The organism is Streptomyces sp. NPDC094147, from assembly GCF_044764265.1.
Classification (GTDB): domain Bacteria; phylum Actinomycetota; class Actinomycetes; order Streptomycetales; family Streptomycetaceae; genus Streptomyces.
On record NZ_JBIWHT010000011.1, the window covers coordinates 1 to 26,271 of the forward strand.

General features: G+C 69.5%; 21 protein-coding genes and 4 pseudogenes. 10 read left to right on the top strand and 15 right to left on the bottom strand.

Translation table 11 applies throughout. The features are described 5' to 3' along the window. The first annotated feature begins 173 nt into the window (after nucleotides 1–173). The 3 genes from ACIQ8J_RS18235 to ACIQ8J_RS18245 all read left to right on the top strand — a co-directional run bounded on the left by ACIQ8J_RS18235 (nucleotide 174) and on the right by ACIQ8J_RS18245 (nucleotide 3,218). The gene (locus ACIQ8J_RS18235; RefSeq protein ID WP_403278337.1) at nucleotides 174–1,253 is read left to right on the top strand and encodes a tyrosine-type recombinase/integrase; all 1,080 of its coding nucleotides are present in this window, start codon (nucleotides 174–176) and stop codon (nucleotides 1,251–1,253) included. Then, complete coding sequence (locus ACIQ8J_RS18240; protein ID WP_403278336.1) at nucleotides 1,250–1,576, top strand: helix-turn-helix domain-containing protein; 327 nt, start codon at nucleotides 1,250–1,252, stop codon at nucleotides 1,574–1,576. Before ACIQ8J_RS18235 ends, ACIQ8J_RS18240 begins: the two co-directional genes overlap by 4 nt. Before the next feature lie 157 nt (nucleotides 1,577–1,733). Continuing rightward, a complete protein-coding gene (locus ACIQ8J_RS18245; protein ID WP_403278335.1) occupies nucleotides 1,734–3,218 on the top strand; it encodes a hypothetical protein in 1,485 nt (494 codons plus the stop codon). On the opposite strand, the gene ACIQ8J_RS18250 is transcribed toward ACIQ8J_RS18245, so the two are convergent. Then, the gene (locus ACIQ8J_RS18250; protein ID WP_403277162.1) at nucleotides 3,162–3,824 is read right to left on the bottom strand and encodes a hypothetical protein; all 663 of its coding nucleotides are present in this window, start codon (nucleotides 3,822–3,824) and stop codon (nucleotides 3,162–3,164) included. The two genes, ACIQ8J_RS18245 and ACIQ8J_RS18250, sit on opposite strands and share 57 nt — an antisense overlap. A 981-nt stretch (nucleotides 3,825–4,805) precedes the next feature. Here ACIQ8J_RS18250 and ACIQ8J_RS18255 point away from each other — a divergent pair. After that, nucleotides 4,806–5,105: a hypothetical protein gene (locus ACIQ8J_RS18255; RefSeq protein WP_403277164.1), complete on the top strand. Its 300-nt coding sequence runs from the start codon at nucleotides 4,806–4,808 to the stop codon at nucleotides 5,103–5,105. Here the strand turns inward: ACIQ8J_RS18255 and ACIQ8J_RS18260 are convergent. Genes ACIQ8J_RS18260 through ACIQ8J_RS18270 form a run of 3 tightly spaced genes read right to left on the bottom strand, consistent with a single transcriptional unit; the run spans nucleotide 5,074 to nucleotide 9,062 of the window. Then, a complete protein-coding gene (locus tag ACIQ8J_RS18260; RefSeq protein ID WP_403277166.1) occupies nucleotides 5,074–6,354 on the bottom strand; it encodes a cytochrome P450 in 1,281 nt (426 codons plus the stop codon). The two genes, ACIQ8J_RS18255 and ACIQ8J_RS18260, sit on opposite strands and share 32 nt — an antisense overlap. Then, nucleotides 6,351–6,959 (bottom strand): hypothetical protein, encoded by a 609-nt coding sequence (locus ACIQ8J_RS18265; RefSeq protein ID WP_403277169.1) that lies wholly within the window; start codon nucleotides 6,957–6,959, stop codon nucleotides 6,351–6,353. The genes ACIQ8J_RS18260 and ACIQ8J_RS18265 overlap by 4 nt, the downstream gene beginning before the upstream one ends. 9 nt (nucleotides 6,960–6,968) lie before the next feature. Beyond that, nucleotides 6,969–9,062 carry an MMPL family transporter gene (locus ACIQ8J_RS18270; RefSeq protein WP_403277171.1) on the bottom strand — a complete coding sequence of 698 codons (2,094 nt, stop codon included), beginning with the start codon at nucleotides 9,060–9,062 and terminating at the stop codon, nucleotides 6,969–6,971. A 371-nt stretch (nucleotides 9,063–9,433) separates the two neighbouring features. On the opposite strand from ACIQ8J_RS18270, the gene uppS reads away from it, so the two are divergent. The 3 genes from uppS to ACIQ8J_RS18285 all read left to right on the top strand — a co-directional run bounded on the left by uppS (nucleotide 9,434) and on the right by ACIQ8J_RS18285 (nucleotide 12,256). After that, the gene (gene uppS / locus ACIQ8J_RS18275) at nucleotides 9,434–11,236 is read left to right on the top strand and encodes a polyprenyl diphosphate synthase (protein WP_403277173.1); all 1,803 of its coding nucleotides are present in this window, start codon (nucleotides 9,434–9,436) and stop codon (nucleotides 11,234–11,236) included. Between the two features lie 475 nt (nucleotides 11,237–11,711). Continuing rightward, nucleotides 11,712–11,906 (top strand): hypothetical protein, encoded by a 195-nt coding sequence (locus ACIQ8J_RS18280; protein ID WP_403277175.1) that lies wholly within the window; start codon nucleotides 11,712–11,714, stop codon nucleotides 11,904–11,906. Between the two features lie 137 nt (nucleotides 11,907–12,043). Continuing rightward, nucleotides 12,044–12,256 (top strand): hypothetical protein, encoded by a 213-nt coding sequence (locus ACIQ8J_RS18285; RefSeq protein ID WP_403277178.1) that lies wholly within the window; start codon nucleotides 12,044–12,046, stop codon nucleotides 12,254–12,256. A gap of 316 nt (nucleotides 12,257–12,572) precedes the next feature. Here ACIQ8J_RS18285 and ACIQ8J_RS18290 read toward each other — a convergent pair whose 3' ends face one another. The 9 genes and pseudogenes from ACIQ8J_RS18290 to ACIQ8J_RS18330 form a co-directional block, all read right to left on the bottom strand. Next, entirely contained in the window at nucleotides 12,573–13,487 is a 915-nt protein-coding gene (locus tag ACIQ8J_RS18290) for a branched-chain amino acid transaminase (protein WP_403277179.1), read from the bottom strand. Beyond that, entirely contained in the window at nucleotides 13,484–14,578 is a 1,095-nt protein-coding gene (locus ACIQ8J_RS18295; protein ID WP_403277181.1) for an Ldh family oxidoreductase, read from the bottom strand. The genes ACIQ8J_RS18290 and ACIQ8J_RS18295 overlap by 4 nt, the downstream gene beginning before the upstream one ends. Before the next feature lie 27 nt (nucleotides 14,579–14,605). Continuing rightward, nucleotides 14,606–15,610 carry a diiron oxygenase gene (locus ACIQ8J_RS18300; protein ID WP_403277183.1) on the bottom strand — a complete coding sequence of 335 codons (1,005 nt, stop codon included), beginning with the start codon at nucleotides 15,608–15,610 and terminating at the stop codon, nucleotides 14,606–14,608. Nucleotides 15,611–15,613: 3 nt separating this feature from the next. Beyond that, entirely contained in the window at nucleotides 15,614–16,654 is a 1,041-nt protein-coding gene (locus ACIQ8J_RS18305) for a DMT family transporter (RefSeq protein ID WP_403277217.1), read from the bottom strand. Next, nucleotides 16,651–17,973, bottom strand: coding sequence for a KamA family radical SAM protein (locus ACIQ8J_RS18310; RefSeq protein ID WP_403277184.1), 1,323 nt, complete (start codon nucleotides 17,971–17,973; stop codon nucleotides 16,651–16,653). The genes ACIQ8J_RS18305 and ACIQ8J_RS18310 overlap by 4 nt, the downstream gene beginning before the upstream one ends. Continuing rightward, complete coding sequence (locus tag ACIQ8J_RS18315; protein WP_403277185.1) at nucleotides 17,970–18,695, bottom strand: TauD/TfdA family dioxygenase; 726 nt, start codon at nucleotides 18,693–18,695, stop codon at nucleotides 17,970–17,972. Before ACIQ8J_RS18315 ends, ACIQ8J_RS18310 begins: the two co-directional genes overlap by 4 nt. A 168-nt stretch (nucleotides 18,696–18,863) precedes the next feature. Beyond that, the gene (locus ACIQ8J_RS18320) at nucleotides 18,864–19,748 is read right to left on the bottom strand and encodes a helix-turn-helix domain-containing protein (RefSeq protein WP_403277187.1); all 885 of its coding nucleotides are present in this window, start codon (nucleotides 19,746–19,748) and stop codon (nucleotides 18,864–18,866) included. Between the two features lie 271 nt (nucleotides 19,749–20,019). Next, nucleotides 20,020–20,535 (bottom strand): annotated as a pseudogene (locus ACIQ8J_RS18325) (transposase family protein); the annotation flags it as partial. A 249-nt stretch (nucleotides 20,536–20,784) separates the two neighbouring features. Next, complete coding sequence (locus tag ACIQ8J_RS18330) at nucleotides 20,785–21,207, bottom strand: ricin-type beta-trefoil lectin domain protein (RefSeq protein WP_403277190.1); 423 nt, start codon at nucleotides 21,205–21,207, stop codon at nucleotides 20,785–20,787. A gap of 770 nt (nucleotides 21,208–21,977) precedes the next feature. Here ACIQ8J_RS18330 and ACIQ8J_RS18335 point away from each other — a divergent pair. Together ACIQ8J_RS18335 and ACIQ8J_RS18340 are read left to right on the top strand one after the other, a co-directional pair. Further along, nucleotides 21,978–22,387 (top strand): annotated as a pseudogene (locus ACIQ8J_RS18335) (transposase); the annotation flags it as partial. Between the two features lie 626 nt (nucleotides 22,388–23,013). Beyond that, nucleotides 23,014–24,311 (top strand): annotated as a pseudogene (locus ACIQ8J_RS18340) (IS110 family transposase). Between the two features lie 5 nt (nucleotides 24,312–24,316). Here ACIQ8J_RS18340 and ACIQ8J_RS18345 read toward each other — a convergent pair. Then, nucleotides 24,317–24,907, bottom strand: a complete 591-nt coding sequence (locus tag ACIQ8J_RS18345) for a DUF6461 domain-containing protein (RefSeq protein WP_388132235.1) — start codon at nucleotides 24,905–24,907, stop codon at nucleotides 24,317–24,319. A 75-nt stretch (nucleotides 24,908–24,982) separates the two neighbouring features. On the opposite strand from ACIQ8J_RS18345, the pseudogene ACIQ8J_RS18350 reads away from it, so the two are divergent. Then, nucleotides 24,983–25,643, top strand: a pseudogene (locus ACIQ8J_RS18350) (transposase); the annotation flags it as partial. Nucleotides 25,644–25,680: 37 nt separating this feature from the next. Here the strand turns inward: ACIQ8J_RS18350 and ACIQ8J_RS18355 are convergent. Further along, entirely contained in the window at nucleotides 25,681–26,178 is a 498-nt protein-coding gene (locus tag ACIQ8J_RS18355) for a GNAT family N-acetyltransferase (RefSeq protein ID WP_403277195.1), read from the bottom strand. Nucleotides 26,179–26,271 lie beyond the last annotated feature (93 nt).

Genomic DNA, 26,271 nt, shown 5'->3' on the forward strand with positions numbered 1-26,271 from the left:
ATATGCGACATCCCGCGAGTTCCCCTGAGCCCCACTGAGTCCCTGACCCCGTGGCCAGGGGGTTCTTCCTCCTTCGGGTGCTCTGTGGCCTGGTGACGTAACTTCGGGATTCTTGAAGCGTTCTCACCTCGTCCGGCCGGGCATCGGCCTGGTCGAAGGCGAGGGGGCTCGGGTTGGCGTCGCTGGCGGTCGTACGGGATCTGCGGGAACATCGGGCACCGGCCTCGTCCGAGGAACTGACGCGGTTCGAGATCGACGTGTTGGCCGGGTTCGTGCTGGCGCGGGCGTCCGCCGGCCTGGCGGACAGCACCATCCGCGGCGACGTCGGGAACCTGGAACAGGTGCGGACCTGGTTCGGCCGACCGCTGTGGGACATGGAACCGAAGGACGCAGATGCCTACTTCGGCCGGATGCTGCGAGGTTCGCCCAGCGGGACCCGTCTGGCCCGGTCCCAGGCCCTGACCACGTACTTCGCGTTCCTGGAATTGCGGCACAAGGTCGAGATCCACCAGATGACCGGCCGGGTGGTCGAGTGCCCGATCGACGAGATGAACCGGCCGCGCGGGAGCAAAGACGCTCAGCTTCGGATTCCGCCGAACACCGACGAAGTCGCCGCCTTGTTCACTGGCTGGGGCGGCGAGTTGACGACGTGCCGCAAGTTCGGCCCCACGGCCCGCAATTACGCAGCCGCCAAGCTGATGGCCGAGGTTGGGCTACGGGTCAACGAGGCCCGGCGTCTTGACCTGGAGGACATCAAGTGGGGCCTGGGAAGGTTCGGCAAACTGCACGTCCGCTATGGCAAGGGCTCGCGGGGCTCGGGCCCACGTGAACGCATGGTGCCTTTGATCAACAACGCCGGTCGGACTCTGCGGTGGTTCATCGAGGACGTCTGGGGCCAGTTCGGCGGCGATCACACCCGCCCCGGCGCCCCGCTCTTCCCCTCCGAGCGCAAGAGCGCGGACGGGTCACCGCGACGCGTTGGCGACGATGCCCTCCGGTCCGGACTCGCTGATGCAGCGGCAGCCCATCTGCCGGGCTGGGCAGACAAGTTGACCCCACACGTCCTTCGGCACTTCTGCGCGTCCGAGCTGTACTTGAACGGCCTGGATCTCATCTCGATCCAGGAAGTCTTGGGCCATTCGTGGATTGCCACGACGATGCGATACGTCCACGTGCACCGCACGCGGGTCGAGGATGCCTGGGTGGCCGGGCATGAACGAGCCGCTCGGCGGCTGGAAGGTCTGGTCCGATGAGGTGGAACCTGCGGCTGACAGCAGCGAACCGGGGCATCTGGAAGGCATCCGACCTGCAACGGAGCCTGGCCGAGCACGGCTTGGTGATCTCGGCAGGGAAGATGTCGGGGCTGTGGTCCGGGCAGCCAGTCTCCCTCAAACTCGATGATCTGGACGTGATCTGCGTGGTCCTCGGCTGTGAGATCGGTGAGTTGCTGGTGCCCGAGCCGCAGAAGGTGTCCCGGCCCGGCCAGGAAGCCGAGCCGACCGCAGCGGTCGCCAGCGGGACCGTGCCCGCCGTGGTGCCGCGGCGCCGTGATGGCCGGTCTCTTCCTCCGATGTGACGGGCGATCAACGTTGACACCGCCCAGAGCGGACAAGCCGCCAGCCTCTTGCAGGGTCTGTTTCTCATGGGGACAGCTGCCCGGGTATTCCTGCCGAGCCTGCTTCACCTTCGCCAGCCTCCACGAGGTGGGTGAGTGCTCGGCCTGCCACCGGTCCGTGCCCACGAAAAAGGGCTACTGTCGGCTGTGCTGGCTGCAGGCCAGCCTGGAGGCCAAGACCAATGGAGAAATGGTCGTTCTCGCGCCGTATCTCGCACGTCTCCAGTGCCAGCAGCTGTTCCTCGCCAGAATGCATCGCATCCGCCAGCCCGGTCCCCTGCTCGGCAAGGCCGGCCGCCGCAAACTGCGGCAGCCGATTCCGCCGGAACCCACGCACCCGCCGTCCTCGTGGATCCAGCCGTCGTTGCTGGACGTTCCCCGTGACTACCGCCGGTTCGACCGCCGCCGTGATCAGGAACTGGACAATCCCTGGCTCGTCCGGGCACGTCGCGCCGCCCGCGAACTCGGTGAGGCCCGGGGATGGACGCACTGGACCCTCCGCGAGGTCGACCGCGCGCTGGTCATCGCCTTGTCCGGCTTCACCACCGGGGACACGGTCCGCTACGGCGAACTACTCCCCGCCCTGCGGCAACGCGGACTGAACACGAGACGCACCAGCGAAGTCCTGGATCACCTCGGCGTGTTCGAGGACGACCGGCCCACCCACAGCCGGTGGCTCGACCGCAAACTCGAAGGCGTCGTCCCCGGGATCCGCCACGATGTCGAGGACTGGGTACGCACGCTCCGCGATGGCGGTCCACGCAGCCGGCCGCGCGACCAGCACACCGTCTGGAGCTACCTCGGCGCCGTCCAACCGCTGCTGCTGGACTGGTCGAACCGCTACCACCACCTGCGCGAAGTAACCCGCGAGGACATCCGGGCCGTCGCCGCCTCGCTCCAGGGCAGCGAACACCACCACACCCTCAGTGCCCTGCGGTCACTGTTCGGACACTGCAAAGCGACCGGAACCCTCTTCCGCGACCCCACCGCCCGGATCCGCCGCGGACGCCGCAGCTACGGAGTGATCCTTCCACTTGAGACCGAAGAGATCCACCAGGCCGTGGCCGCCGCCACCACTCCCGCCGCCCGCCTCATCATCCTGCTGGCCGCCGTCCACGCAGCCCAGTCGAAAACCATCGCCCGTCTTCGCCTGGACGACATCGACCTCGGCGAATGCCGGCTCAGCCTCGCCGGACACGCTCGTCCTCTGGACGACCTCACACGGCAGGCCATCACAGATTGGCTCACCTACCGCCGTCGGCGCTGGCCGAACACCGCCAACCCACACCTGCTGGTCAACCGGCAGACCGCGCTGGGAACCGAGCCGGTCAGCAGACTCTGGCTCACCAACCCCGTCCGCCACCAGGCCGCCACGCTGGAACGACTCCGCGTCGACCGCCAGCTCGAAGAAGCTCTCACCCACGGCCCCGACCCCCTCCACCTGGCCGAAGTCTTCGGCATCGCCGAGATGACCGCGATCCGCTATGCCACAGCAGCCCGGCAGATTCTGGAGTCATCCGCAGAAGCCAAACCCATGCCTTCATCCTCAACTCACGGGCCCACCACCAATCAGCACACCGACGGACCCACGGGTTCCCGCTGAACATCCCTCAGTTTCTCTGAACTCACGGCGGAGTGAGGGTGGCGTAACGGCGGGAGCGGCGCAGCGCGAAGTCGTCCACGGCGACCACCGCAACGCCGGCTCCGGCGGATCGGGGATCTTCAACAGGCAGGTGAGCAGGCTTGCCCAGCTCACGGTGTGGTGCAGATGGAGCAGCAGCCGCGAGTCGGCCTTCCCGGCCAGCGCCGTCGCCACAGCCACCACGATCGCCTGCAGGCCAGGGGCGCGGCGCTGGTAACGCACCGTCAGTTCATCGATCTGCTCCACGAACGTGACCTTGGAACAGGCCGGATTCTCGCAGTACAGGCGGCGGACCGACAGATCGATCCGTACCGGACGGCCACTGACCGCCTCGCCCGCGACGTGCCGTACATAGCGGCTGCGCTCCCAGCGCGAAGCATGGCCACAGCCGGTGCACACGACCGGTCCCGCCCGGGACCCTGCGGAAACCACCACCGCGCTCCCGCACTCCTCGACCGAACCGATCTCCACCGCAGCAAGCTGCGGCAGCAGCTTCAACACGTCATCACACACCGTCAGCATCCCGCCGGAGCAACGGAATGTCACGACCTCGGCGGAGTCGATCAACGGCTACGAAAATCTTGTATGAGCCAGGAGCTACACCCAACCGACTTTGACGGCATCCTGTTGGGTGACGCGGCACCTGCGGCTGCCCAATCATCCGGAGCTCTGCGTTCGGTCGGCCTTCTATCACCTGCCGTGGACACAACATGGCCTTCGAACGGACCTCGGCCAACTACTGGGCCCTTCCCGGGACTTGAGGCAGTCACTGTGAGCAGGTGCCTGATCCATCAGGACGGCCGAGACTTACCGGCCCAAGCTGGCGGCCTTGATCATGCGTTGCGCGAAGACGTCCTCGCGGCGGTCTTCCATCTGATGCAATGCGTCCTTTCTCAGCGAACCGCAGCTTGTCGCAGTGATCTGTGCGTAGATCGTGCAGTGCAGGGGCCGGAACGCGTTTGAGTGAGACGGTGTCCCGTTTTGCCGGACGTCAGGCAGTCCGTGAGCAGTGGCCGGAGCACCTCCGGTGATGGTCCGCTGTGCGGGGGTGTCTTCGGCCGCATCCTTCCGTTACACGCGCTGGGCCGCGGTCGTTACCCGCGTGTGTCCGCTGTTGAGACTGTCGAGGCCTGCGTCCCCGTCGACTGTGCCCGGCAGGGGGCCGACTTGGTCGTCGCGCTTGCCGTATGGGCTGGGCCGGTGCTGCTCAGCACGGTCGTGGCGCCTGTGGTCGGGACGCTGGGCCAGCTAGGGCTGACCGCTGTGGGATGTGTGGCGGTGATCTGGATGTGGCGCAGGGAAGGGCCGTCGGTTCGAGCGGAGGCGTTCGTGGCGACGCTGTGCGCCTGTGGCGTCTAGGTACTCGCCGTAGGGCCGTCTAGGCTGTGGCGGTTCTGGCAGGCCGGTTGGCCTGTCTGGCTGCCGTTCCACCATGCGTTGCTCGTCCTCGTCAGCCTGGTCGCAGCCCGTTCGTTGCCGCGTCTGCTGCGCCACCCGCTGGTGGGTGGTTGTGCTGTCCTGTGGTGCGGTGCGGGAACCGCCTGGGGCGTGTTGGAGGGCGAACGGCGTGACCTGATCAGTGTGTTGGGGCTCGTCGTGCTGCTGGTGGTGCGCCGTCACCCGGTGATGCGGCCACGGGTCCCGGTGATCGTCGTCGTGTGCGGTCTCACCGACTTCGTCGGGGTCACCGCCGGGACGTGGACGTATCAGCCCCACGACGTCACCGGGCTCTTGAGCTTGGGCAATCCGCCGGCCGCCATCGCGGGAGGGTTCTGCCTGGTCTACTACATCGGCTTCCGGCTCGGTCCGGTCCTGCTCAGGATGCGGTCGGCCCTGATCCCAGGATGACGCGGCAGCCCCGGGCCGGACGGATCTCGAAGCCCGACCGCCATCCGATGCCCTCGTCGCCGCGCACGGCGGGTTTCAGGTGGCCGCGGCGGGCGAGGGCATGGAGCAGTTCCTTGACTTGCTGGAGGGCGAGTTGGGTGCCGACGCAGGCATGCGGGCCAACCCCGAAGGGCAGCCAGGCACCGCGTGGCGGCCGGGCGTCCAGAAAGCGTTCGGGTCGAAACGCCTCGGGGTCGGGGTAGAGGTCCGGATGGCGGTGGACGTCCCAGTAGCTGGGCACGATCCACGCCCCGGCCCCCACCCGGTGGCCACCGAGATCGCAGGATTCCCGCAGACGCCAGACCGTCAGGCTGACCGGCGGTCGAAGCCGCAGGCTTTCCCGGATGACCGCGTCCGTGTAGGGGGCGTCCCCGTCGGCGAGGGTGGCCTCGGCGGCCACCCGTTCCCACTGCCCCGGCTGACGCACGGCCCGTTCGACGACCCAGGCCGCGGCCAGGCTGTTGGCGTACGCGGCGAACAGCCAGACCATGAGCTGGTCGGAGAGAAGCCCGCCGGTAAGGGACTCGTCGGCCGACGCGCGGTCCTGCGCCACCATGAGCTGCCCGAGCGCGTCGTCATGCACGGCGCCGACGCGCCAGCGCCGTGCGGCCTCCTCCCTGATGAGCACGAGACAATCGCGCTGTGCCCGCAGGGCAGGCGGGTAACGGGGCATCAGACCCAGTCCGTGGGCCACTGCCAGGGGCCGGAAGGCGGTTCGGCGCAGGCGGAGGAAGGCCGCCGTCCAGATTCGCAGCAGGTGCGGGTCGTGAATGCCGGCACCGGTGCGGATGTTCGCCTGGACGACAGCCCTTTCCAGCAGCGGCAGGAGGCGGAAGGGACGCCCGGTGGGGCAGGCGTCGGCCATGCGCTGGGCCACCGTGGTGATCGCGGCCCGGCTGGCGGCGAGGGCGTCGCCGCGCACGGTGGACATGACCGCACTACGGACGGTGCGGTGCCGCTCGCCGCTGAGCGCCACCAGCGTGGACGGCGAGCCCACCGCGCGTGCGAAGGCGCGGCCCATCGCGGTGAGGTCCACTGCGGGGCTGCGCAGGACTTGTTCGATGAGGTGGGGGGACCGCAGCCACACGAGTCGGCCCACGCCGGGAGCCCAGTCGGGGACAAGGTCGCCGTACCGGGCGAAGAGGCGCTCCGTGTGCCGCGGTCCCGCCAGGACGCGGCAGACGGCTGCGGGCAGGAGCCTGGGCGTCATCGCTTGAAGCTCAGGGTTCCCGCGCCGTGGAGCGTGCGCAGGCCGCTGCTGGCGCACGGGGTGACGTCGCTGGTGGGGGTGGCACTGCCGGAGACCTTCGTGCCGGCGAGAGACCCGCTGACGACCTCGCCGCCGAACAGGGCGTCCGTCGGGTTGTATCCGCTCACCGAGCTTCGGGTGGACTTGATCGTCGAGGTGCCCGACTTGTGGCCGGCGCTGTCGTACCAGGTGACCGCCGCCGAACCGCTGAGCTGCGTCCCGCCGGTGCAGCTGGCGTTTCCCCTGCCCTGGACGGTGAGGACGCCGGTGCGCAGCCGCCGTTCGGTGCCTGCGGGAGATGAGCAGCCGGTCAGGCGGAAGGTTGCGGTCATGCGGATGGTGCGGGGGCGCAGGGTCAGCGCTGGGGAGAAGGTGACCGGGTGATCCGGCGTGGTCGCAACGTGGCATTCAAGGGCGGTACGGCCGGCCGCCGCGACCGCTGCGCGCGGGGCCGCGGTCGCGGGGGCGGCGAGGATACCGGCGGCGACGATGGCCGTGAAGGCTGCCAGAGGGGTCCGGGGCAGCTGGGAGAAGGATCGAGGGCGGTCGGCGGAAAGCTTGTCCATCAGGGTTCCTTACTGTTTTCCGTGCTCGTGCCGGGAAGGGGAAGTGAGAACCTGGGCGCGAGCGGAGTCGGGGGCGCAGGCGGAGTCGGCGGGTGTGGCCGGGCGGTCGAGGAGGCGTTCGACGGGTGCGGGCAGCCACCAGTTGCGGTGGCCGAGCAGGCGCATCAGCGTCGGGACGAGGACGAGGCGGATGACGGTCGCGTCCAGGAGGACGGCGCCCGCCACCAGGAAGCCGAACTGCCGGTACTCCTGGCGGTGGGTGGCCGTCAGGGCGGCGAAGACGCAGGCCATGGTGGCGGCGGCGAGGGTGACGGGGCGGACGGTCTCGCTCAGGCCGCGGGCGACGGCCCGGCAGTGGTCACGGTCGGCCCGGTAGTGCTCGGTGATGCGGTGAACGAGGAAGACTTCGTAGTCCATGGACAGGCCGAACACGATGGTGAACGCCAGCAGGGGGATCGCGACGTTGACGGTGCCGGCGGTGTGCGCCGTCGCCCAGGCGAGCAGACCGAAAGAGGCCGCGAGGGACAGCGCATTCATGGCCAGCGCCTTCAGCGGCAGCAGGAGGCTGCGGAAGGCCGCGGCCAGGAGCAGGAACGAACCGGCCAGGATGAGGGCGGCGACCTGCCCCAGGCAGGACAGCAGCGCGGTGCGGACGTCGGCCAGCACCGCGCCCGGACCGGCGACATACACCGCCTGGCCGGGTGGCAGCGTGCGCCCGGTCAGGGAGCGGACATGGGCCATGAACGCGTCGGCCTCGGGCCGGTCGGCCGGAACGGAATCGGTCACCGCCACGACGGTCAGGTCGCGGCCGTTGTCCAGGGCCGCGGCCAGGGTGACCCGCCGGTCCGCGGACAGGGCGTCGGTCAGAGCGGTGGTGTCGACGGGGCCGGCACCGGCGGCGTGTGGCAGGGCGAGCAGCATGAACCCGGCCAGCCCGTCGGCCTCTGCCCGCTGCAGACCGCGGCCCGCTTCGGTGCCGGCGATGGCTGTGCGGTCGACCTGCACTCCCAGGCGCAGCCCCCCTGCCGGGGCGGCGGCGAGGCCGAGGACGGCGAGGGCGGCGAGGAGGTAGGGCCACGGGCGGGCCATGAGGTGGTTCGCCCAGCGGGAGACGCCCTCCCGCGCAGCGGTACCGCGACGGCCGATAAGGGGTGCGAAGGAGAGCAGCGGATCGAGCCGGGGCAGCAGGGCGGGCAGCAGGGTGGTTGCCACCGCCGTGGTGACGACGGTGGTCAGCACGGCGGCCCCTCCCGCGGTGCGGACGGCGGCCAGAGGGACGGTCTGCAGAGCGGCGCCGGCCAGCACGACCGCGCCGGCGCACCACAGCACCGTACGGCCTGCGGTCGCCGATGCGCGGGCGGCGGCGTCCTGGGGGTCGAGCAGGCGGTCGCGGTAGTGCCGGTGGCGCAGCAGGATCAGCAGGCCGTAGTCGAGGCCGAGCCCGAAGCCCACCGTGGTGGCGACGACCACGCTCAGCGTGTCGACGTGGGTGACCTGGCTGAGTGCCGCCAGCGCACCCGTGCTGACCAGGACGCTCACCCCCGCCACCAGGAGCGGCACCAGCGCCGCGCCGGCCGAGCCGAGTCCGGCCACGAGGATCCCGAACGCCAGGAGTGAGGTGATCGTCTCCACTCGGCGCAGATCCCGCAGGTCGCCGCCGACCGTTTCGTCGAGGACCGGCGTCGGTCCGGTCACGGCCACGGTCACACGACCGTGCGAGGCGGTGGCCGCCGACTCGTGGGAGACAGCTCGCAGTCGGGACGTCAACTGTCGGCGGGCGTCCTCGTCGCCGGTGACGCCGACGAGGAGATAGTCGTGGTGCGGGTTCTGGCCCGGCGATGCGGGGACCGGCAGCACCTGTCCCGCCCCTGGCAGCCGGGGCAGCGCCTGTGCGACCTGGGCCACGGCGTCCTGATACCCCTCGTCGGTGACGCGCAGCGTGCGGGAGTCGAAGGCGAGCACGAGCTGCTCGGTGCCGAGCTGCGGCATGCCCCGGGCGATCAGGCCGGCGGCGTGAGCGGACGAACTGCCGGGCACGCTCAGGGTGATGGCCCGGAGCCGGCCGAACCCGACGGACAGGGCGAGCAGGGCGGCCAGGACCACGACCGTCCACGCCGCTACGCACCATCGGCCCCGTCCACGCCGCCCCCGCACCACGTTTTCCACCCTCAGCCGATCCATTGCCCGATCACCGGTAACCCGACGGGCGCATTGACCATCTGGTGGCTTATCGCCAACTACCCGCCACTGGCGCCCCATTACGTGCCCGACATGCTGCCAGGGCCCTGGCCTGCACCGTCTCGCATACGAAGGCACGTTGACGCGCCGAGCCCGTGCCGCCCTGGAAGGACCGGCCGCCTTGGTCCGGCCAGGTCCGCACGTTCGGGTGATCGTTTCCAGATGGCCGTGGCACCGGCTGCGCCAACACGTTGAAACTGTCGGCGAATCGGCGGTACGGCACGAGGGGGAAATCCATGGGCGGGATCGACGGCGGCCGGACCACGGACCAGGGCGGGAAGACCCTTCGCGCGTCCTATCGCACCTGCCGACGGCTGGTCCGCGCCTCCCACCCCGCCGAGTACGCCCTGCTCCAGCTCATGCCGCCAAGGCTGCGGCCGGCCGGCTGGGCCCTGTACGCGGCCTTCCACACCGCGGACGCCCTGAGCGACGATCCCCAGGGCACATCCCAGACCCGCACCGCGGCCCTGCACGCGTGGACCACCGCCCTGCGCACCGAGGTGGAGCAGAGCATGAGCGCCGACCCGGTACGGCGCGCGCTGGTGGACACCCTCCTGCGATGGGACATCGACCTGGCCGACCTGGAACTGTCACTGACCGCGCTGGGCCGGGACGCGGCCGGGACGCGCCCGGCGACCTGGCAGGAGTGGAGCACCCGTGCCCAGGCCCAGAACACCAGCTGGATCGCCCAGGGTTCACGGCTGCTAGCACAGGCCGGGACATGCGCGCCGGTACGGCTGAAACAACTGCGCGGCTTCGGACGGTTCGTCGACGGCCTCTACCTCACCGACACCCTCACCGACCTGGCCGACGACGTACGCCGCGGCACCGTGATGCTGCCGGCCGAAGTGTTCGACGCCTTCCCCGGCTCCGGACCCGACCTGCTGCACGGCCACTGGACCCCCGCCGTGCAGGACCTGATCCACCACCTCCTCAAGCGGGCACGCCAGCGGCTAAGGACCGGCCACGACGAGCTGCGCACGCACCTGCAACCGGGCGCCGAGATCCTCACACAAGCCGGCGTCGACTTCTTCCTCGCCCGGCTCGACGCCATCGAGCGCGCCGGAGGACAGGTCCTGCGGCGTCCGGCACGTCCCGGCCCGTGGAGCCGCTCGCGCATCCTCCTGCCCGCCCGCGCGCGGGCCTTCCTGCTGTGGCGTCTGGTACGCCTGCCGGACCCACCCGAGCCTGTCGCACCCTCAGCTGCAGCGCCGGTTCCGCCGATTCCGACCAGGCCCGTGCCGCCGCATCCCAGTGGAGCGCAGCCCCCGCATCCGCACCCCGACGACCTGCCCCGGCACGTGGCCGTCATCATGGACGGCAACGGACGCTGGGCCACCCGGCGCGGCCTCGACCGCGCCGAGGGCCACACCGCCGGCGTCGAGGCACTGTTCGACGTCGTCTACGGAGCCGTCGAGATCGGACTGCGGCACCTGACCGTGTACGCCTTCTCCTCCGAGAACTGGCGACGCTCCCCCAACGAGGTCAGCCGCCTGTCCGAGCTGCTCCGTGAGTTGCTGGCGGACGACAGGTGGTGCCGACACGGGGTACGGCTGCGCTGGATCGGCGAGGCCGACGGCCTGCCCGATGACCTGCTGGCCGCCGCGCACGCGTGCGAGGCTCAGACCCGCGATCACACCGGGCTGACCGTCAACGTATGCCTGAACTACGGCGGACGCGGCGAACTCACCCGCGCGGGCGCCGCCCTCGCCCACGCCGCGCTCGCCGGCGAACTGGACCCCTCCCGCCTGACCGAACGGGACTTCGCCCGCTTCCTGCCCCACCACCCCCTTCCCGACGTCGACCTGCTGTGGCGCACCGGCGGCGAACGGCGCGTCTCCAACTTCCTGCCCTGGCACACCACCTACGCCGAACTCCACTTCACCGACCGGCTCTGGCCCGACGTCGACCGCCGCGACCTGTGGCAGACGATCACCGCCTACGGCCACCGGGCCCGGCGCTTCGGCGCCCTGCCGGCACCGCGCACGCCCGAGAAAGAACCGCACTCCTCCGCTGCGACATCCGGTCGCGAACACTGACCGGACGGCAGGCCACTGGTCGTGGTCGCGCGGGAGGCGCCGAGGGACACAAGCGCTGGGACCCCGAACGAGACGATCACACATACCCGGAACACCACACCAGAACAGAGCACCCTGAGCAAGTGACCGCAGGCGTTGCCTGCCATCCAATTCTGGTCGCCAATCAAGTCAGTCGCCGCAGGTCAGCACGCGGCGGACGACTGACTTCGCTGTCCAAGGACCAACTGTCCACTGTCGACCCCACGCAGGGAATCAGGTTCCGTGTCGATTTCTCCACTGCCGTCTCACGCGGATGTCCTGTTCCAGGCCAGCGGCATGCACCGAACAGGAGAGCTGAAGAAATGACACGGACGTTGAGACAACAAGCGGGTGACACAGCGTGAGACGCCTGCGGAACGCCCAGGTCAGAGGCACGATGGATGACACGATCCGCGAGAACCTGATATGTAGGCCGTTTTGACTCGCCCTGGCCTGCGTGATCCCCGGGCGCAACGGCCGCCTCGTCGGCTCCATGACCATGGCGAGCCACCAGCGCATGTGGGTGGAGGAGAACCCAGCTGTGTGGGGGGCCATCGGGATCGGCCTCGCTCTCGGCGCGCTGGCCGTCTGGCGCAGGGTGCCTCGCCGCGCCACGGGACGACGGCGGCGCCCCGGCTCCGTCAAGGAATAGTCGACGAGGGGCCAGGGTCACGTCGGCGGACATGACCGGAGCGAAATGTCAACGACCCCGAAGTCCTGGCGTCAGGATGAGTTCCGCAAGCGGGACGGGCCGCGTCACGTCGCTCCGATCGTCAACGACGGCACGGGGTGTTCGCCCTGGACCGCAGCTTGATCAGTGCACTCGCCGGCGCCGGCCCGAGCGAACTGGACGAGCTCGCGGCTCGCTGGCGCGAGAGGCTCTGGCGTGAGGATGGCGATGACATGACCGACGACTCTCCTCTGGAGATTCTGCTGGGGGGTGCCCGGTTTGCCGCGGTCGTGTTGAGCACGGGCGGTGGCCTCTGCTGCCGGCACTTCTGATCTGCGGCCGTCCCCACCAACTCAGCCCCTCACTCCCCCACTGACACGGGCCGGTCGCCTCTGCCGAGTGACCAATGACGCCGACACCTGGCACCAGCTCGCCGCACTGGTGGACCACACGCGTGATGTAGCCGGGGACGTGGATGTGGGAGAAGGCTCAGCTCTTGGTCGACATGGTGCAGGCCGAAGGGCCCAGGAGTGCAGGAAGGGGTCCGGGACCGGTCATGGTCCCCGGCCCCGCATCGTCGGGCCTGGTGACCACGCTGGGGGCAGCGGAGCCGCTCCGGTGGCTTCGCACCGACAGCAGGTTGCCGGGTCACCTGCGTACCGGGGTCAGCCACTGCGGCGACAGTGTGTTCTTGCCGCTCACCGCGTCCTGGTACGCGTCCCGCAGGGCTGCCGTGAGCGGGCCCGGCGCGGGCGTGGTGGTGGGCCGGTCGTCCACGGACCGGACAGGGACGACTCCGATCGCGGTGCCGGTGACGAAGAGTTCGTCGGCGGTATAGGCCTCGGCGTGTGCGAGGGGGCGCTCCACCGTGGGGATGCCCGCCGCGCGGGCGAGTTCGAGGATCGTGGCCCGGGTGATCCCTGGGAGGATCCCCGCCTCGACCGGAGGGGTGTGCAGTACGCCGGATCGGACGAGGAAGACGTTGGCGGCCGAGCTCTCCGAGAGGTGGCCCGAGGATGTCAGCAGCAGCGCGTCGTCGTAGCCCGCCCGTACGGCGGCGATCTTGGCCAGCGACGAGTTCAGGTACGCGCCGGTGGCCTTGGCCAGGGGCGGGATCGCGTCCTGGTGGTTGCGCCGCCAACTGCTGGTCATCAGGCGCCAGTTGTGGACCGGATGGTCCTCCCAGGACCACGCCGCGAGCGCGACGCGTACGGCGGACAGGTCCAGCGCCACGCCCATGCTGCCGTAGCCGAGGTAGACCAGGGGCCGGACGTAGCGCGGGCCCGTCCCGCCCGCCGCGATCAGCTCCGTCGTCGCGGCGGCAAGCTCCTCTTGCGTGTAGGGGATGTCCATCAGGTACACGCGGGCCGAGCGGGACAGCCGCGCCAGGTGGTCGTGCAGCCGGAAGACCGCGAGTCCCTCGGCCGTTTCGTGGGCCCGCATCCCCTCGTACACGGCCCAGCCGTAGTGCAGCGACTGGGTCAGTACGTGGACCTGCGCTTCGTTCCAGGGGACGAGACGGCCGTCCATCCAGATGTGCTCGGCCGGGGACAGGGCGGTCACGGGGTCCTCCTCGCCACGTCCCGCAGGCCGGGGGCGTCGATGTCGTGGTGGCGGGCCAGCACGTACAGTGCCCGCGCGGTGTCCGGGTCCAGCGGGATGCCGTCGCGCGCGGCTTCGCGCTCGCGGTGGCGCTCGGGGTCCCCCGGGCACCGGACCGCGGCCGCGCCTGCTGCCGGGGCGTTGCGTGTCGTGTCGACGAGGTCGCGCAGCCGCTCGGCGAAGGCGTCCCGGCCGCCGAAGAAGGCGGGGTCCAGACAGAGCAGGATGTGCGCCACCTTGCGACCCTCGCCGGCCTGTGCCCGCTCGATGTGATCGAGCTGCCAGTCGAGCGGGGCATCGGCGAGCGCGGCGGTCAGCAGCGTCACCACCATGCCCAGCCCCTGCCCCTTGTGTCCGGGGCCGAGCGGAGTCAGCGCCGCCGCCTGGGCGGGGTCGCGGGTGCCCCGGCCGTACGGGTCCAGGGCCCACCCCGGGTCCAGGGACCGGCCGCGGCGCCCCCGTTCCCGTACCTCTCCCAGACACACCTGGCTGGTGGCCATGTCGAGCGCGAACTCGTGGTCGCCGTTCCCCGCCGCGACGCTGATCGGATTCGTGCCGAGGAGCGGGTCCCTTCCGTGGTACGGAGCGACCCGCGAGGACGCCGACGTCATGGCCCAGCCGACCATCCCCGCACGGGACATGGCGCGGCTGTGGATGGAAGCCGCCGCAAAGTGGTTGGAGTTGCGCACCAGGACGGCCGCGACCCCGTACTCCGCGGCGCGCCGCACGGCCTCCCGCGCGCCCGTGAGGCCTGCCACCACGCCCAGTGCGGCGTCGGCGTCGAGGAGCACCGTGGGGCCGCTCTCCCGGATCGTCTCGAACTTCGGTCTGGGGTTGGCGACACCGCGCGCGAGATCGTCCAAGTAGCCGGGCAACAACCGCAGTCCATGGGTGGTGACACCCCGCGCGCTCGTCTCCACGAGCGCGTCGGCGACCAGTGCGCAGGCGTCGTCGTCCACGCCGTGCGCGCCGAGGGCGCGGACCGCGATCAGGCGCGCGGTGTCCTCGTCGACGCGGTACGTGTGCGTGTCCGCCTGAGGTGCGGGCGTCATCTGGCCACCTTCTCCTGTTGTCGGCATCTAGAGCACGTACGGCAGTTCGCCCGACACCTTCACGCTGGACCAGTCGAAGGCGATCCGGTCCAGGACGTCGAGCTCCTGGAGCACCCGGTGCAGACCGCTGTAGTCCCGCAGCAGGGCCGTGCGTCCTGCCGCCTTGCAGTCCCGGAGCATCTCGGCACCGCCCGCCACCCCCACCAGGCGCATGATCGTCCCCCAGGCGCGGTAGTCGTTGGCCGAGTACGCTTCGAGCGCCCGGCACAGCGAGTCGAGCAGGAACCGCTGCTGTTCCCCCGTCAGCTGGGGGTAGAGCACCTTCAGCAGTTCTCCGCTGATCGAGCCGTGACACACCTCGTCGTGCCGGTGCAGCCGGGACAGCGCGACGTTCATCGGTTGCACGCCCTCGGCGTTGGCGACGAGTTCGAGGTACGCGCCGATGGACAGCTCGGTGGTGGTGGCGAAGGCGAGCGTGAGCAGGCTGCGCTGCCAGCGCTCGGTGGCCGCGTCGGAGAGCTGACGGTGCGTCACTGACACGTACGGCAGCGGGAGTTCCTTGCCACGGAACTGATCGCCGCGCCTGGCCCGGGTCATGTCGCTGGCCATCCGGTGCATCAGGATGTGGTACTGCTCGTCCACCATGGCCTGCATCAGCGAGATCTCCAGGGCCTCTCCCCACAGCCCCGGGAACTCGCCGCGCAGGACGAGCCCGAAGGCCGGGTTGACCACATGGGTCTCGGAGTACTCCGTGTTCCGGTTCAGCGCGATCATGGCCCAGGTCAGGACGGCGTCGCGCCGCGCCGGGGCAAGCGCCCGGTAGGTGGGGTGGTCGGCGAAGGGAACGATCTCCTCGGGGTAGTCGGGGAGCGCGGGGTCGAACATGTCAAGAAGGCCGGGGTCGTCCCGCTTGACGGTGGCCCGGCGCTTCCAGTTTGCGGCCAGTCGGTGAATGACCGGGTTGTCGACGGTGCCGAACACCTCCTTGCCGAAGGCGTCTTCGTCGAGGTTGCTGATGAACCGCTCGTCCATCGTTCAGGATCCTCTCGGGTTTTGCGGGGCGGGTTCTCCCGCCGTACGCGCGGGGCGGCCGTCCGGGACGCCCTGGCCGGACGCTTGAGCGTGCTGCGGCCCGCGCCGCGTGGTGCGCGACGTCGTGCGCATGGACCTCTGCGCGAGCACCACACCGGCCAGGACGGTCGCTGCGCCGGCGCACTGCGCGGGTGTCAGACGCTCGCCGAGGATGAGATACGCGGCCCCGGACCCGGCCACGACCTCCAGCGTCGCGAACAGGCTGGCAGCCGACGGCGCCAGGAACCGCTGCGCCGCGATACCGCTGAGATACGCCACGAGCGTGGCCACGAGGGCGGCCCACAGGACGACGGCCCAGACGGGTGCGCTCAGCGTCCTGTAGCGGACCATGTCCCCGAGCCTGTCGTAGGGGAACGTGTCCACCGGTGCGAGGACGTTCAGCGCGAGGGCGCCGGCCGCGATGCCCAGGGCGGTCACGGTGAGCGGGTCGTGCCGGGCCAGCGCCCGCCCGGCGACGAGGAAACGTACGGACAGGGCGGCCGCCGTGCCCAGGGCGGCCAGCACTCCGACCGCGTCGAGCCGCAGCCGCTGCCACACCTCGCCCACAAGCAGCAGCCCGGCCAGGACCACGGCCGTGCCCATCCACACGAGACGGGGCTGCGGTATGCGCCGCACCCAGCGCAGCCACGCCACGACAATGACCGGCGACAGGTACTGGAGCACCACGAAGACACCGACGGGGATGCGGGCGACGGCGACGCCGCACAAGGTCTGCAAAGCGGCGAAGGAGAGGACCCCGAGGACCGCGATCGTGCCGTACGCCTGCCGGGCCGTCGCAAGGAGCGCCCGGGGGCGGGTGATCGTGGCGAGGGCCAGGAGCAGGATCGCCGCGATCGTCAGGCGCGCCTGGGCGATCTGCAGGGCGGACAGTCCCGCCGAGTCGAGGACCTTGGTGGCGGGTCCGACGGTTCCGAACGTGCCGGCGGACACCATCGCGAGCGAGACGCCCGTGGCGTGACCCGTGGTCGAACGGATGCCGTTCAGCGCGGGCCTCCCTGCGCGAGGGCGGCGCCGCGCGGGAAGAACGGCCGGTCGTGGCCGTCAAGCGGCACCAGTTCGGACCACCACTGGGCGGCGGGGTCCCAGCGGGCGTGGAACGGCCGGCCCACCAGCTCCGGATCGCGTGCCTGGAGGTAGCGCAGCGCGAACGCACGCTCCCCGCCGGGCAGTTGGGCCACTCCGTCCACGGTGACCTTGCCCTCGGCCGTGGACATCACGGGCCCCCGGGCGGTGCGGCCGAGTCCGGACAGCCGCGTCACCGCGCCCCGGTGGATCTCGTACGCGCGCTGGATCGGCAGTCCGAAGTAGCGGCGCGCCCCGGTGTCCCGTTCGACAAACAGGTAGTACGGGTGGATGCCGAGGGCGATCTGCGCCCGCCACGAGTCCGCCCACACCTGCGCGTCGTCGTTGACGTGCCGTACGACCGGGGCCTGCGAGCGCAGTTCGCAGCCCGCCGAGCGCAGGGCGGCCACCGCGCGCCGGGTCAGGTCGGGCTGCAGCTCGCGCGGGTGCGACACGTGCACCATCACGGCGACGTGCCGCCCCGCCCGTACCAGGCGCTCCACCAGCTTCAGCAGGGGCCCGGCGTCCGGATCGGTCACCAGTCGGGCGGGGTGGAAGGAGAGCGCCTTGGTGCCGATCCGGACGGTCGTGATGTGCTCAAGACCCGGCCGCAGCAGGGCGTCGATGTAGCGTTCCAGGAGTTCGGCGTGCATCACCAGCGGGTCGCCGCCGGTGAACAGCACATCGCTGACCTCAAGGTGGCGCCGCAGATAGTCGGCGACCCGGTCGGGCCCGTCGTCGGCGATGCGCAGCTTGGGCTCGCCGACGAACTGGGCCCAGCGGAAGCAATACGAACAGTAGGCGTGGCAGGTCTGTCCGTGCCGGGGGAAGACCAGCGCGGTCTGGGCGTACTTGTGCTGGACGCCCTCCACTTCGCCGTCCTGGTCGTGCGGGATGTTGCGGGTCAGCTGTTCGCCGGGGTGCGGGTTGAGGTCGCGGCGCGCGGCGGCGACGGCTGCGCGCAGCGCGACCGGATCCCCCAGCGCCCGCTCGACTCCCCGGAAGTGCGCCGGGTCGATCATGTCGCGGTGCGGGAAGACCAGCCGGTACAGCGGGTCGTCGGGGGCAGTGTCCCAGTCGACCAAGTGGTCGACGACATGGGCGCTGACCTTGAACGGCAGTATCTGAGCGACCACTTCGACGTCATGGGCGAGGCGGGGATCCGCGCACCGGTCGCGCACGAGCTCGGCGAGCCTGCGGCCGGAGACGGTACGGGTCGCCGGGGCCGTGGAGCCGTTCATGCGGCGATCCAGTACCGGGTCAGATGGCGGCGCTCGTCCGCGTACTCGGAACGGGCGTGCAGCATCCGCTGGTTGTTCCAGATGAGCAGGCAGCCGTCGGGGACGAGCACTTGGGTGCGGTACCGGTCGAACAACTCGCTGACGCAGCGGGCCAGTTCCGCCCCGGGTCGTCCCAGCGGCAGTCGTTCGGGGTCGGCCGCCGCGTCGAGGGCGGCGTCGTAGTCGGCCGCGGTCAGCAGGTTGTAGCTGAACCTGAGCACGTTCCGGCCGTCGTCCTCCTCGCACAGCATCGGTACGGTGACGGTCGTGCTGTGGCCCGCGTCGTCCTGCGGTCCGGGGAAGGAGATCCGCGGGCCGGTCAGCAGCGCGTGCTCGGCGGGGCTGAGCAGCTTTTCGAGCACCTTCAGGTCGAGCAGATCCGTATGGCCACCGCCGCAGCGGGCCTGCCGGTGGCAGTAGAGGGCGAGGTGGCGCGGGCTCGGGTCCCAGCCTGGAGCCTCGGTGTGGCAGCGGATGGCGTTGCGGCTCTGAGAGTAGGCGCGGCCGTCGTTGCCCGAGCGGTAGACCACCTCGTGCTCCACCGCGCCGGTGTACTGGGGCACGAACCGGCCGATCTCCTGCATGAGTTCGACGGCTTGGCGTTGACCGCCCAGCCGGTCCACAACGGCGTATCCGTCGGCGTCGAGATCGGCCCGGACGCTGTCGACGCATGGCTGTGGCATGGGCGATCCCCCTGGTGGTCCGGCGTTCCTTGCCGTGCCTCGTGGGCACTTGGGTTTGCACGGTCGCGAGGCAGCCTCGCAAAAGGGTGCCGGGGCGTATTGAAGAAAACCGACCTCGACTGCGAATGGCCGGATCCGGCGTCCGACGGCGCGCCCGGCCCGGCGGGTTCATCCCGGCAGTACGAGGCTCGTGGGGCGGCGGGCGCCGCGATCGGTGTCGGCGGGCCCGGTGTGCTCGATGCCGCGGGTACGCGCGAAGTGTGTGAAGGTCCAGCCCGTCATGGCCTTGAACTCCCTGCTCAGATGGCCCTGGTCGGAGTAGCCGGACAAGGACGCGGCCGAGGCACCGGTGTGCCCTTGGGACAGCAGCCCAAGGGCACCGCGCAGGCGCAGGATGCGCGAGGCGGCCTTGGGCAGCAGACCGATCTGTTCCTCGAAGCGCCGCTCCAAGTGACGTTCGCTCCAGCCGCATTCGCGGGCCAGGACGTGCACGGGGATCCGGCCCGCCGTACGGTTTATCCGCTTCCAGGCCCACAGCACCCGCGCCGAGACGCACGGCCCGTCCGTCAGCCATCGGGCGAGCGTCGCGTCGAGCAGCGCGAAGCGGGTGGCCCAGTCGGGGCTGTTGCCGAGGCGCTCGTCGAGCGCCCCGTAACGCGCGCCCAAGAGGTCGGAGGGTTCGACCACTTGGTTGGCCAACGCGTTCATGGGCGTACGGAAGAGCGTGTGCGCGGCCCAGGGAGCGATCACCACCTCCACCCCGCTCAGTCGGCCGTCGTGCTCGCCGACCCGGGCACGCGACTGCATCCCGGCGAAGACGGAGGTGTAGGCGGTCGTGGTGGCCACGTCGGCTCCCACAGGCTCGTGCACGCTGAGCTTCTGACCGAAGAGGATCACCAACGTGGTCATGAAGTCCGGCAGTTCGAGCCTGCGCCGCGGCCGGGCCAGGTCGAACCGGAAGCCGTGGTAGCCGGCGATGCCGGAACGGAGAGCGGCTGCCGGGCGGGCGGTCGCCCTCTCCCAGGTCCCGTCAGGGCAGCACTCGTACCTCACCGGATTCCTCCCCCGCCACGGTCCGCTTCCACCATTGTGGGCCGGGGGGCGAGGGAGAGGGGCTAGGGTTTCGCGTCAGTGTGCAGCGGCTGCCTCGACGGTGCAGACCTCCCGGTCCTGGCTGCGTCGCACGAGGGAAGCCCTGGTGTGGGTCCCGCGCGGTCGGAAGATTTCAAGTCCAGTGAGACGGTCGTGGCGTTATGAGAGGAATCCTCGCGTATCAACCATCCGGATACATGATGCAGGCGCCCGGAGAGTTGAATGAGCTCTTTCAGGGGTAGCTCTCCAGGGTGAGGACGGCCTGTGCCGCGGTGGTGAGCCAGGTGGGACTGCAGCGGGCTTTGCGGAAGATCCGCCAGGTCTTGAGGCGGGCGATGCCGCGTTCGATGGGATACCGGAGCCTGGCGTGGGCCTTGTTCACCGACCGCTGCCGGACGGTGAGTTCTAGACGGGGACGGCGACGGTGCGGGACGGCGACGGTTCCGCCGGCGCCGGGATAGCCCAGATCCGCCAGGACCAGGATGCCCAGCCGTCGGCAGGTGTTGATGATGCGGTGCCGGCGGGCCGCGGTGAGGTCGCGCGTGCGGCCGGGCAGGGCCCGGGAGACCCACAGGATCCTGCCGTCGGGATCGGTGACGACCTGGAGGTTCACGCCGTGGCGGCGGTGCTTTCCGCTGCAGTCGGCACGTGTGTCGCCGACCCGGTCGCACTCCGCCAGGGTGCCGTCCACCAGCACGTACTTGGCCGTGGTCTTCACCGCGCGCAGGGCCGCGGTGAGCCCGGGTGCCCAGCAGAGGGAACGCACGGCCGATTGGCCAGTAGCCCTTGTCCACGATCAGGAGGAGCAGCGGCGATTGCGGAGTTTCCGCGTTTCTCCAGGAATTTAACTCCGGGCATGCTGCGGATACTGACTGACCGGCAGGTCCACCTTTTCGGTGAGCCTGCCGGCTTTCCCTGCGTCGCCCCACACCATCCGATTCCCTTTACCCCTGGAAGGAAAGAGAATTCAGCGGTGGGCGAGGAATGTCGGCCTCGCCTACATCTTGGTAAAGAGAGTCCACGCCTGGTTTGGTGCGTCGGGCGTGGACTCCTTGAGTATGACCGGAGTGTCCTCGCCGTTTGCCGTGAGGACCAGGGCCCTGAACTTGACGCTCTCGATGGTGGTCTGCTCCTCCCCGGTGTCCACGACCCAGCGCTGTGACAGCTTGTCGGGGGTACGGGGCTTCATCGTCACTGGCCCGCCGCGTGTTGTGGCTTCGAGACACTGTCCCTTGTAGTGGGTGCTCTCGATCGTGTAGATGCCAGTACCTGCCGGGGTTTCACCCACCAGTTCAAGCTGCCAGACCTGATACGTCTGCTCCGGACTCCGCGTCCACAACGTCTTTCCGTCGTAGGCGTCGAGGTTGGTGTCATCGCTGAACACCTGGATGGAGGTCATCATGCTCTTGACCGAGGCCACGGCATTTCCCTTTCAGTCGACTGCACTGGTTCGCCGAACGGTTTTCACATTTCCAGAGTTAACAGTCACCCGGCAAGCACCGTAACCCGCCACAGTCAGCATTGTCCGAAGATCCCGGAGGTCAGGGCTGCGCGTCAATGAATTCAGGGCATTTTCCCGCAGGTTGCACTCGCTGCTCCCCAGTACGCCCAACGAGCGGCTTTCACAGGAATGAGTGTTCGCTTCCCATCGGGTGCCCCAGCTGCTTCTTACAGCTCATATGCTGCCTGCCGCACGGGAGGTTGCGCCGGGGAGCGACACTGATCTTGGCCTGGCGGACATCGTCGCCGCGCAGCTGGTCAGCGGTCTTGAGACAACATCCAGAGCGGGGGCCATGCCCGATGTCATCACGGTGCTGCGCCCCTCCTCCAAGCGGGAGAAGAAACGCCAGGGCGAGGGCTCCTCAAGTCCGTACCTCTTCATCGCGCAGCGTTGAGCAGCGACCGCTGCGCCGTGGGACCTGCCGGCAGAGGTGTCAGGTGCTTCGGCGACGCGGTACGCCTCGCCGCGGCATGTCAACTCCCGCCACGAACGGGGGGCTTGAGGCATCGGCCTGCGGGCGTGGGTATGTCTGCCGGCGACCGCAAGTACCACGAGGGGACATGAATGCGCTTTCGCATCCTCGCCGTCGCTGCCCTAGTGCTGTGACCGCGTTGGTTCGCCGGGTTGGTGTTCATGGTCCTCGTGCCGGTTGGATGTGACGACATGTCCGGTCGGTGCGGGGAGGCGGGATGGCGCAGCAGGTCAGGGTGCGTACGTTGACCGAGCAGGAGTGGCGGAGACTGCAGCGGATCGTACGACGGGGCAGCACCAGCACGGTGCGGTTCCGCAGGGCGACGATGCTGCTGGCCTCGGCGGGCGGGAACACCGTGCCGGTGATCGCGCGGCTCGTGCAGGCGGACGAGGACACCGTCCGGGACGTGATCCACAAGTTCAACGAGTCCGGGCTGTCCTGCCTGGACCCTCGGTGGGCGGGAGGCCGTCCCCGCCTGCTCAACTGTGACGACGAGGACTTCGTCATCCAGACGGCCACCGCCCGGCCAGGCTCGGCGAGCCTTTCACCCGCTGGTCGATCCGCAAGCTCGCGAATCACCTGCGCCGCGGCCTCGCCCGCCCGATACGGATCGGCCGCAAGGCCCTAATGGGCAGTGACAGGGCGACTGAGACCCAACCAAGACCAGGGCCATCGAGCTCTTCTTCCAGACCGGCCTGGTCGCCCCTGTCACTGTTGAAGCGGCCGCAGATCCGAGGTCTATACAAGCCCAGGGCCCCGAGCCCCCAAGATAGGCGGACCCGGTTCTGCGTACGGCAGCTGCTCCACGGTTGCCGCCGCGGGCACAGGACCGAGGTCTATACATCACCAGAGCAGAAAGCTCCGATCCCAGGCCGGCCCGATCCTGTTTCCAAAAGCTCATCCAGGTACTACCTGCTGCGGTGGTGGCAGTCGGTGCCGGGGAAGTCGCAACACGCCCCCGGGGCTTCGAGCCCTCGGTCAAGAGCCGACCCCCGGTTCCGTCCACTGCCACCGCAGCGCATCCAGTCTGACGATCAGATCGTTAAAGCCCGTGGTTCGAGCCGTTCGCAGGGACCACCTCTGACTGAACCCGGAGCCGCCGAGCTCTTCCGCAGACCGAGGGCCCTACGGACAGCTGGGGTCACGAACGGCTAATCGGATGCAGGGCCACCGAGCCCTTCCATTAGGGAGACGCGTGCCCCCGCGCGGCTGCGACCAGCAGCAACCTCGACCGAGAGGAACCGAACAGCACGATGAGAGTGTTCTGCGGCATCGACTGGGCCAGCGACCACCACGACGTCGCCCTGATCGACCACGACGGAGCCCTGGTGGCCCGAACCCGGATCGGAGACGACGCAACTGGCCTGCAACAGCTGCTTGTTCTCCTGACCGAGCACGGCGACACCGAGAACTCCCCGATCCCCGTGGCCATCGAGACGTCCCGCGGCTTGTTGGTCGCCTGCCTCCGCGCCACCAGACGCCCCGTCTTCGCCATCAACCCGATGGCCGCTTCCCGCTACCGCGAACGCCATGCAGTCGCCCGCAAGAAGTCCGACCACCTCGACGCCATGGTCCTGGCAAATATCCTGCGCACGGACCGGGCCGCCCACCGGTCACTGCCCGACGACAGCGAACTCGCCCAGGCCATCGCTGTCTTGGCCCGCGCCCAGCAGGACGCGGTCTGGAATCGTACCCAGGCCGGCAACAAGCTCCGATCACACCTGCGCGAGTACTTCCCCGGCTTCCTCGCCGCCTTCCAGCACACCCGCGAAGGACTGTGCTTACCCGTCGCGCGCGTCGTCCTGGCCGCCGCTCCCACCCCGGCCCACGCCGCCAAGCTCACCCGCGCCCAGCTGCGGTCGCTGCTGAAGAAAGCCGGCCGCCAGCGTGGCATCGAAGCCGAGGCAGACCGGCTTCGCGAAGCCTTCCAGATCACCCAGATGCGCCAACTACCCAAAGTCGAACAGGCCATGGGACACCAGACCCTCGCACTGCTGCGGCAACTCGAAGCCGCCTGCACCAGCGCCGATGGCCTCACCGCCGCGGCAGTGACGTCTTTTGACACACACCCGGACGCCGAGATCATCACCAGCTTGCCAGGGCTCGGATCACTCACCGGCGCCCGGGTGCTCGCCGAAATCGGCGACGACCGATCCCGCTTCACCGACGCGAAAGGACTCAAAGCCTTCGCCGGGGCCGCACCGGTCACCCGGGCATCCGGGCATCCGGGCATCCGGGCATCCGGGCATCCGGGCATCCGGGCATCCGGGCATCCGGTAAAAGCCTCGCCGTGATGGCCCGCCGGGTCAAGAACCAGCGGCTCGCCGCCGTCGGCTACGTCTGGGCCTTCTCCGCGCTGTCCTCACCCGGAGCCCGAGCCCAGTACGACCGCCGACGAGAAGCGGGAGACCGTCATACCGCCGCCCAACGCCACCTCTTCAACAGACTGCTCGGCTGTCTCCACCACTGCCTCACCAAACGCACCGTCTATGACGAGGGCACAGCCTTCCCGTCCTCTGAAACTCCTGTTCTGAAGACCGCCGCCGCTTGAGGCATTTAGTCCGGCAGGGGAAGCAGCCTGCCGCTCCAACGCTCGTCGTCAACCTCATCGGGTTGCGTCAGGCCGATACCAAAAGCGTCCTCTACCAGTGCCAGGACGCTGTGAACAGGCGCGACCTGCCCAGGGGCGAGCCCAAGGGGTCTCATGGTGTCATCAAGTCTTGCCGGGTTCTGCCCGGTCGGTTCGATCGCCTGGAGAGTGTGGAAGTCGACGATGATCTCGCCTCCGACCGCGTACTTGAACCAGTGCATCGGCTTCTCGTTGTAGTGGAGCACCACGGCCTCAGTCCCCATGGAGACGGCGCTCAAGATCCTCTCATCGAGTCCGTGCACGCCGCCCTGTTCCCATGCCCACGTCCACGACCCGTCGATGCCGCTGGTGACGACGGGTTCTTCATCGTCGAAAAGGTCGTCGCCCAAGTCATCCGACAGGTCTATGGCGTTGCGAAGCGCCAAGGTCTCCGGATCTACCCCCATGCGGGTGAGCAGCTCAGCAGGGGGAAGGTCCCGCACGAAGGTCAGCGTGTAGATGGGAAAATCCCCCTCCCGGAACAAGTCCAAGCCGCGGCCCATCTCTGTACTCGTCATGCCGCGGATGCTGCCACACACCACTGACACCCCTCCCGGACCTCCCTCCTTGACAGATCAACTGCATCGGATGTCTGGAAGGAGTCCACCGACCCGGACTTCGACGCCAAGCTGGACCGCATCGAGTACGTGCTCCAGGAGCGCCCGGACCGGACCTTCGCCTTCGACGAGTTCGGGCCGCTGGGCATCCGCCCGACGGCCGGGGCCTGCTGGACCGAACAGGGCAGACCGGACCGGCTGCCGGCGACCTATCACCGCACTCACGGCACCTGCTACTTCCATGGCTGCTACTCGGCTGGCGACGACACCCTCTGGGGCGTCAATAGACGCCGCAAGGGCATCGCCCCGACCCGGGCCGCGCTCAAGAGCATCCGCGCGGCCCGCCCGGACGGCGCCCCGGTCTATGTGATCCTGGACAATCTCTCCGCCCACAAGAACGGGCGTATGCGCCGCTGGGCGACGAGGAACAAGGTCGAGCTGTGCTTCACCCCGACGAACGCGTCCTGGGCCAACCCGATCGAGGCACACTTCGGGCCGCTGCGGCAGTTCACCCTCGCCAACTCCCACCAACCCCAACCACACCGTCCAGACCCGCCAGTTGCACCGCCATCTGCGCTGGCGCAACCAGAACCCCCGCCACCCCGACGTCCTGGCGGCACAGCGCCGCGAACGCGCCCGCATCCGCAGCGAGAAGGGCATCCGCTGGGGCGGACGCCCCCTCGCCGCCTTGGCCTGACCCAAGTGAGGGATCCCGCCGTGCCGGGATGCGGAGATCAGACAGCGGCCAGGCTCTTCGCCATGACCCGCTCCCTGCCAACGCCATCGGGCAGAAGATCGCCGGGCTCACCCGTGTCCGTGAAACCGTGCCGCTCATAGAGCGCGGTCGCCTTGCGGTTGTCCGGCACGACGGACAACCGCAGGGTCGTGGCACCGCGCTCCGCCCCCCACCGCTCGACCGCCTGGATCAGGTAGTCACCCACGCCCTTGCCCCGAGCCGTGGGGTTGACCCACATCGAGATCAACTCCACGTTCTCTGCTCCCTCGCCCGGCACTCCGCTGGCCAGGCCCACCGGAAGGCCGTCGAGGAGCGCAACGAGATCGTGCGCGCCAGGAATCGACAGACGGGCACGCCAGCGTTCCTCTCGGTCGCCGGAGCCCTGCCACTGGGCCAGCGTCGATCCGAACGCGTAGGGCGCCTCAGCAAGCGCGGCCAGTCGCAACTCCCGCCAAAGGGGCCAGTCGTCTGATTCCAAAGTGTGTAGTTCAAGCATGATCCAGACCCTGCCCGCCCGCCGGGGCGGACAGCAAGTTGATTACAACCATGCAAACGAGGTCGCTCAGCCCTGCGACCAGCCGAAGCCGGG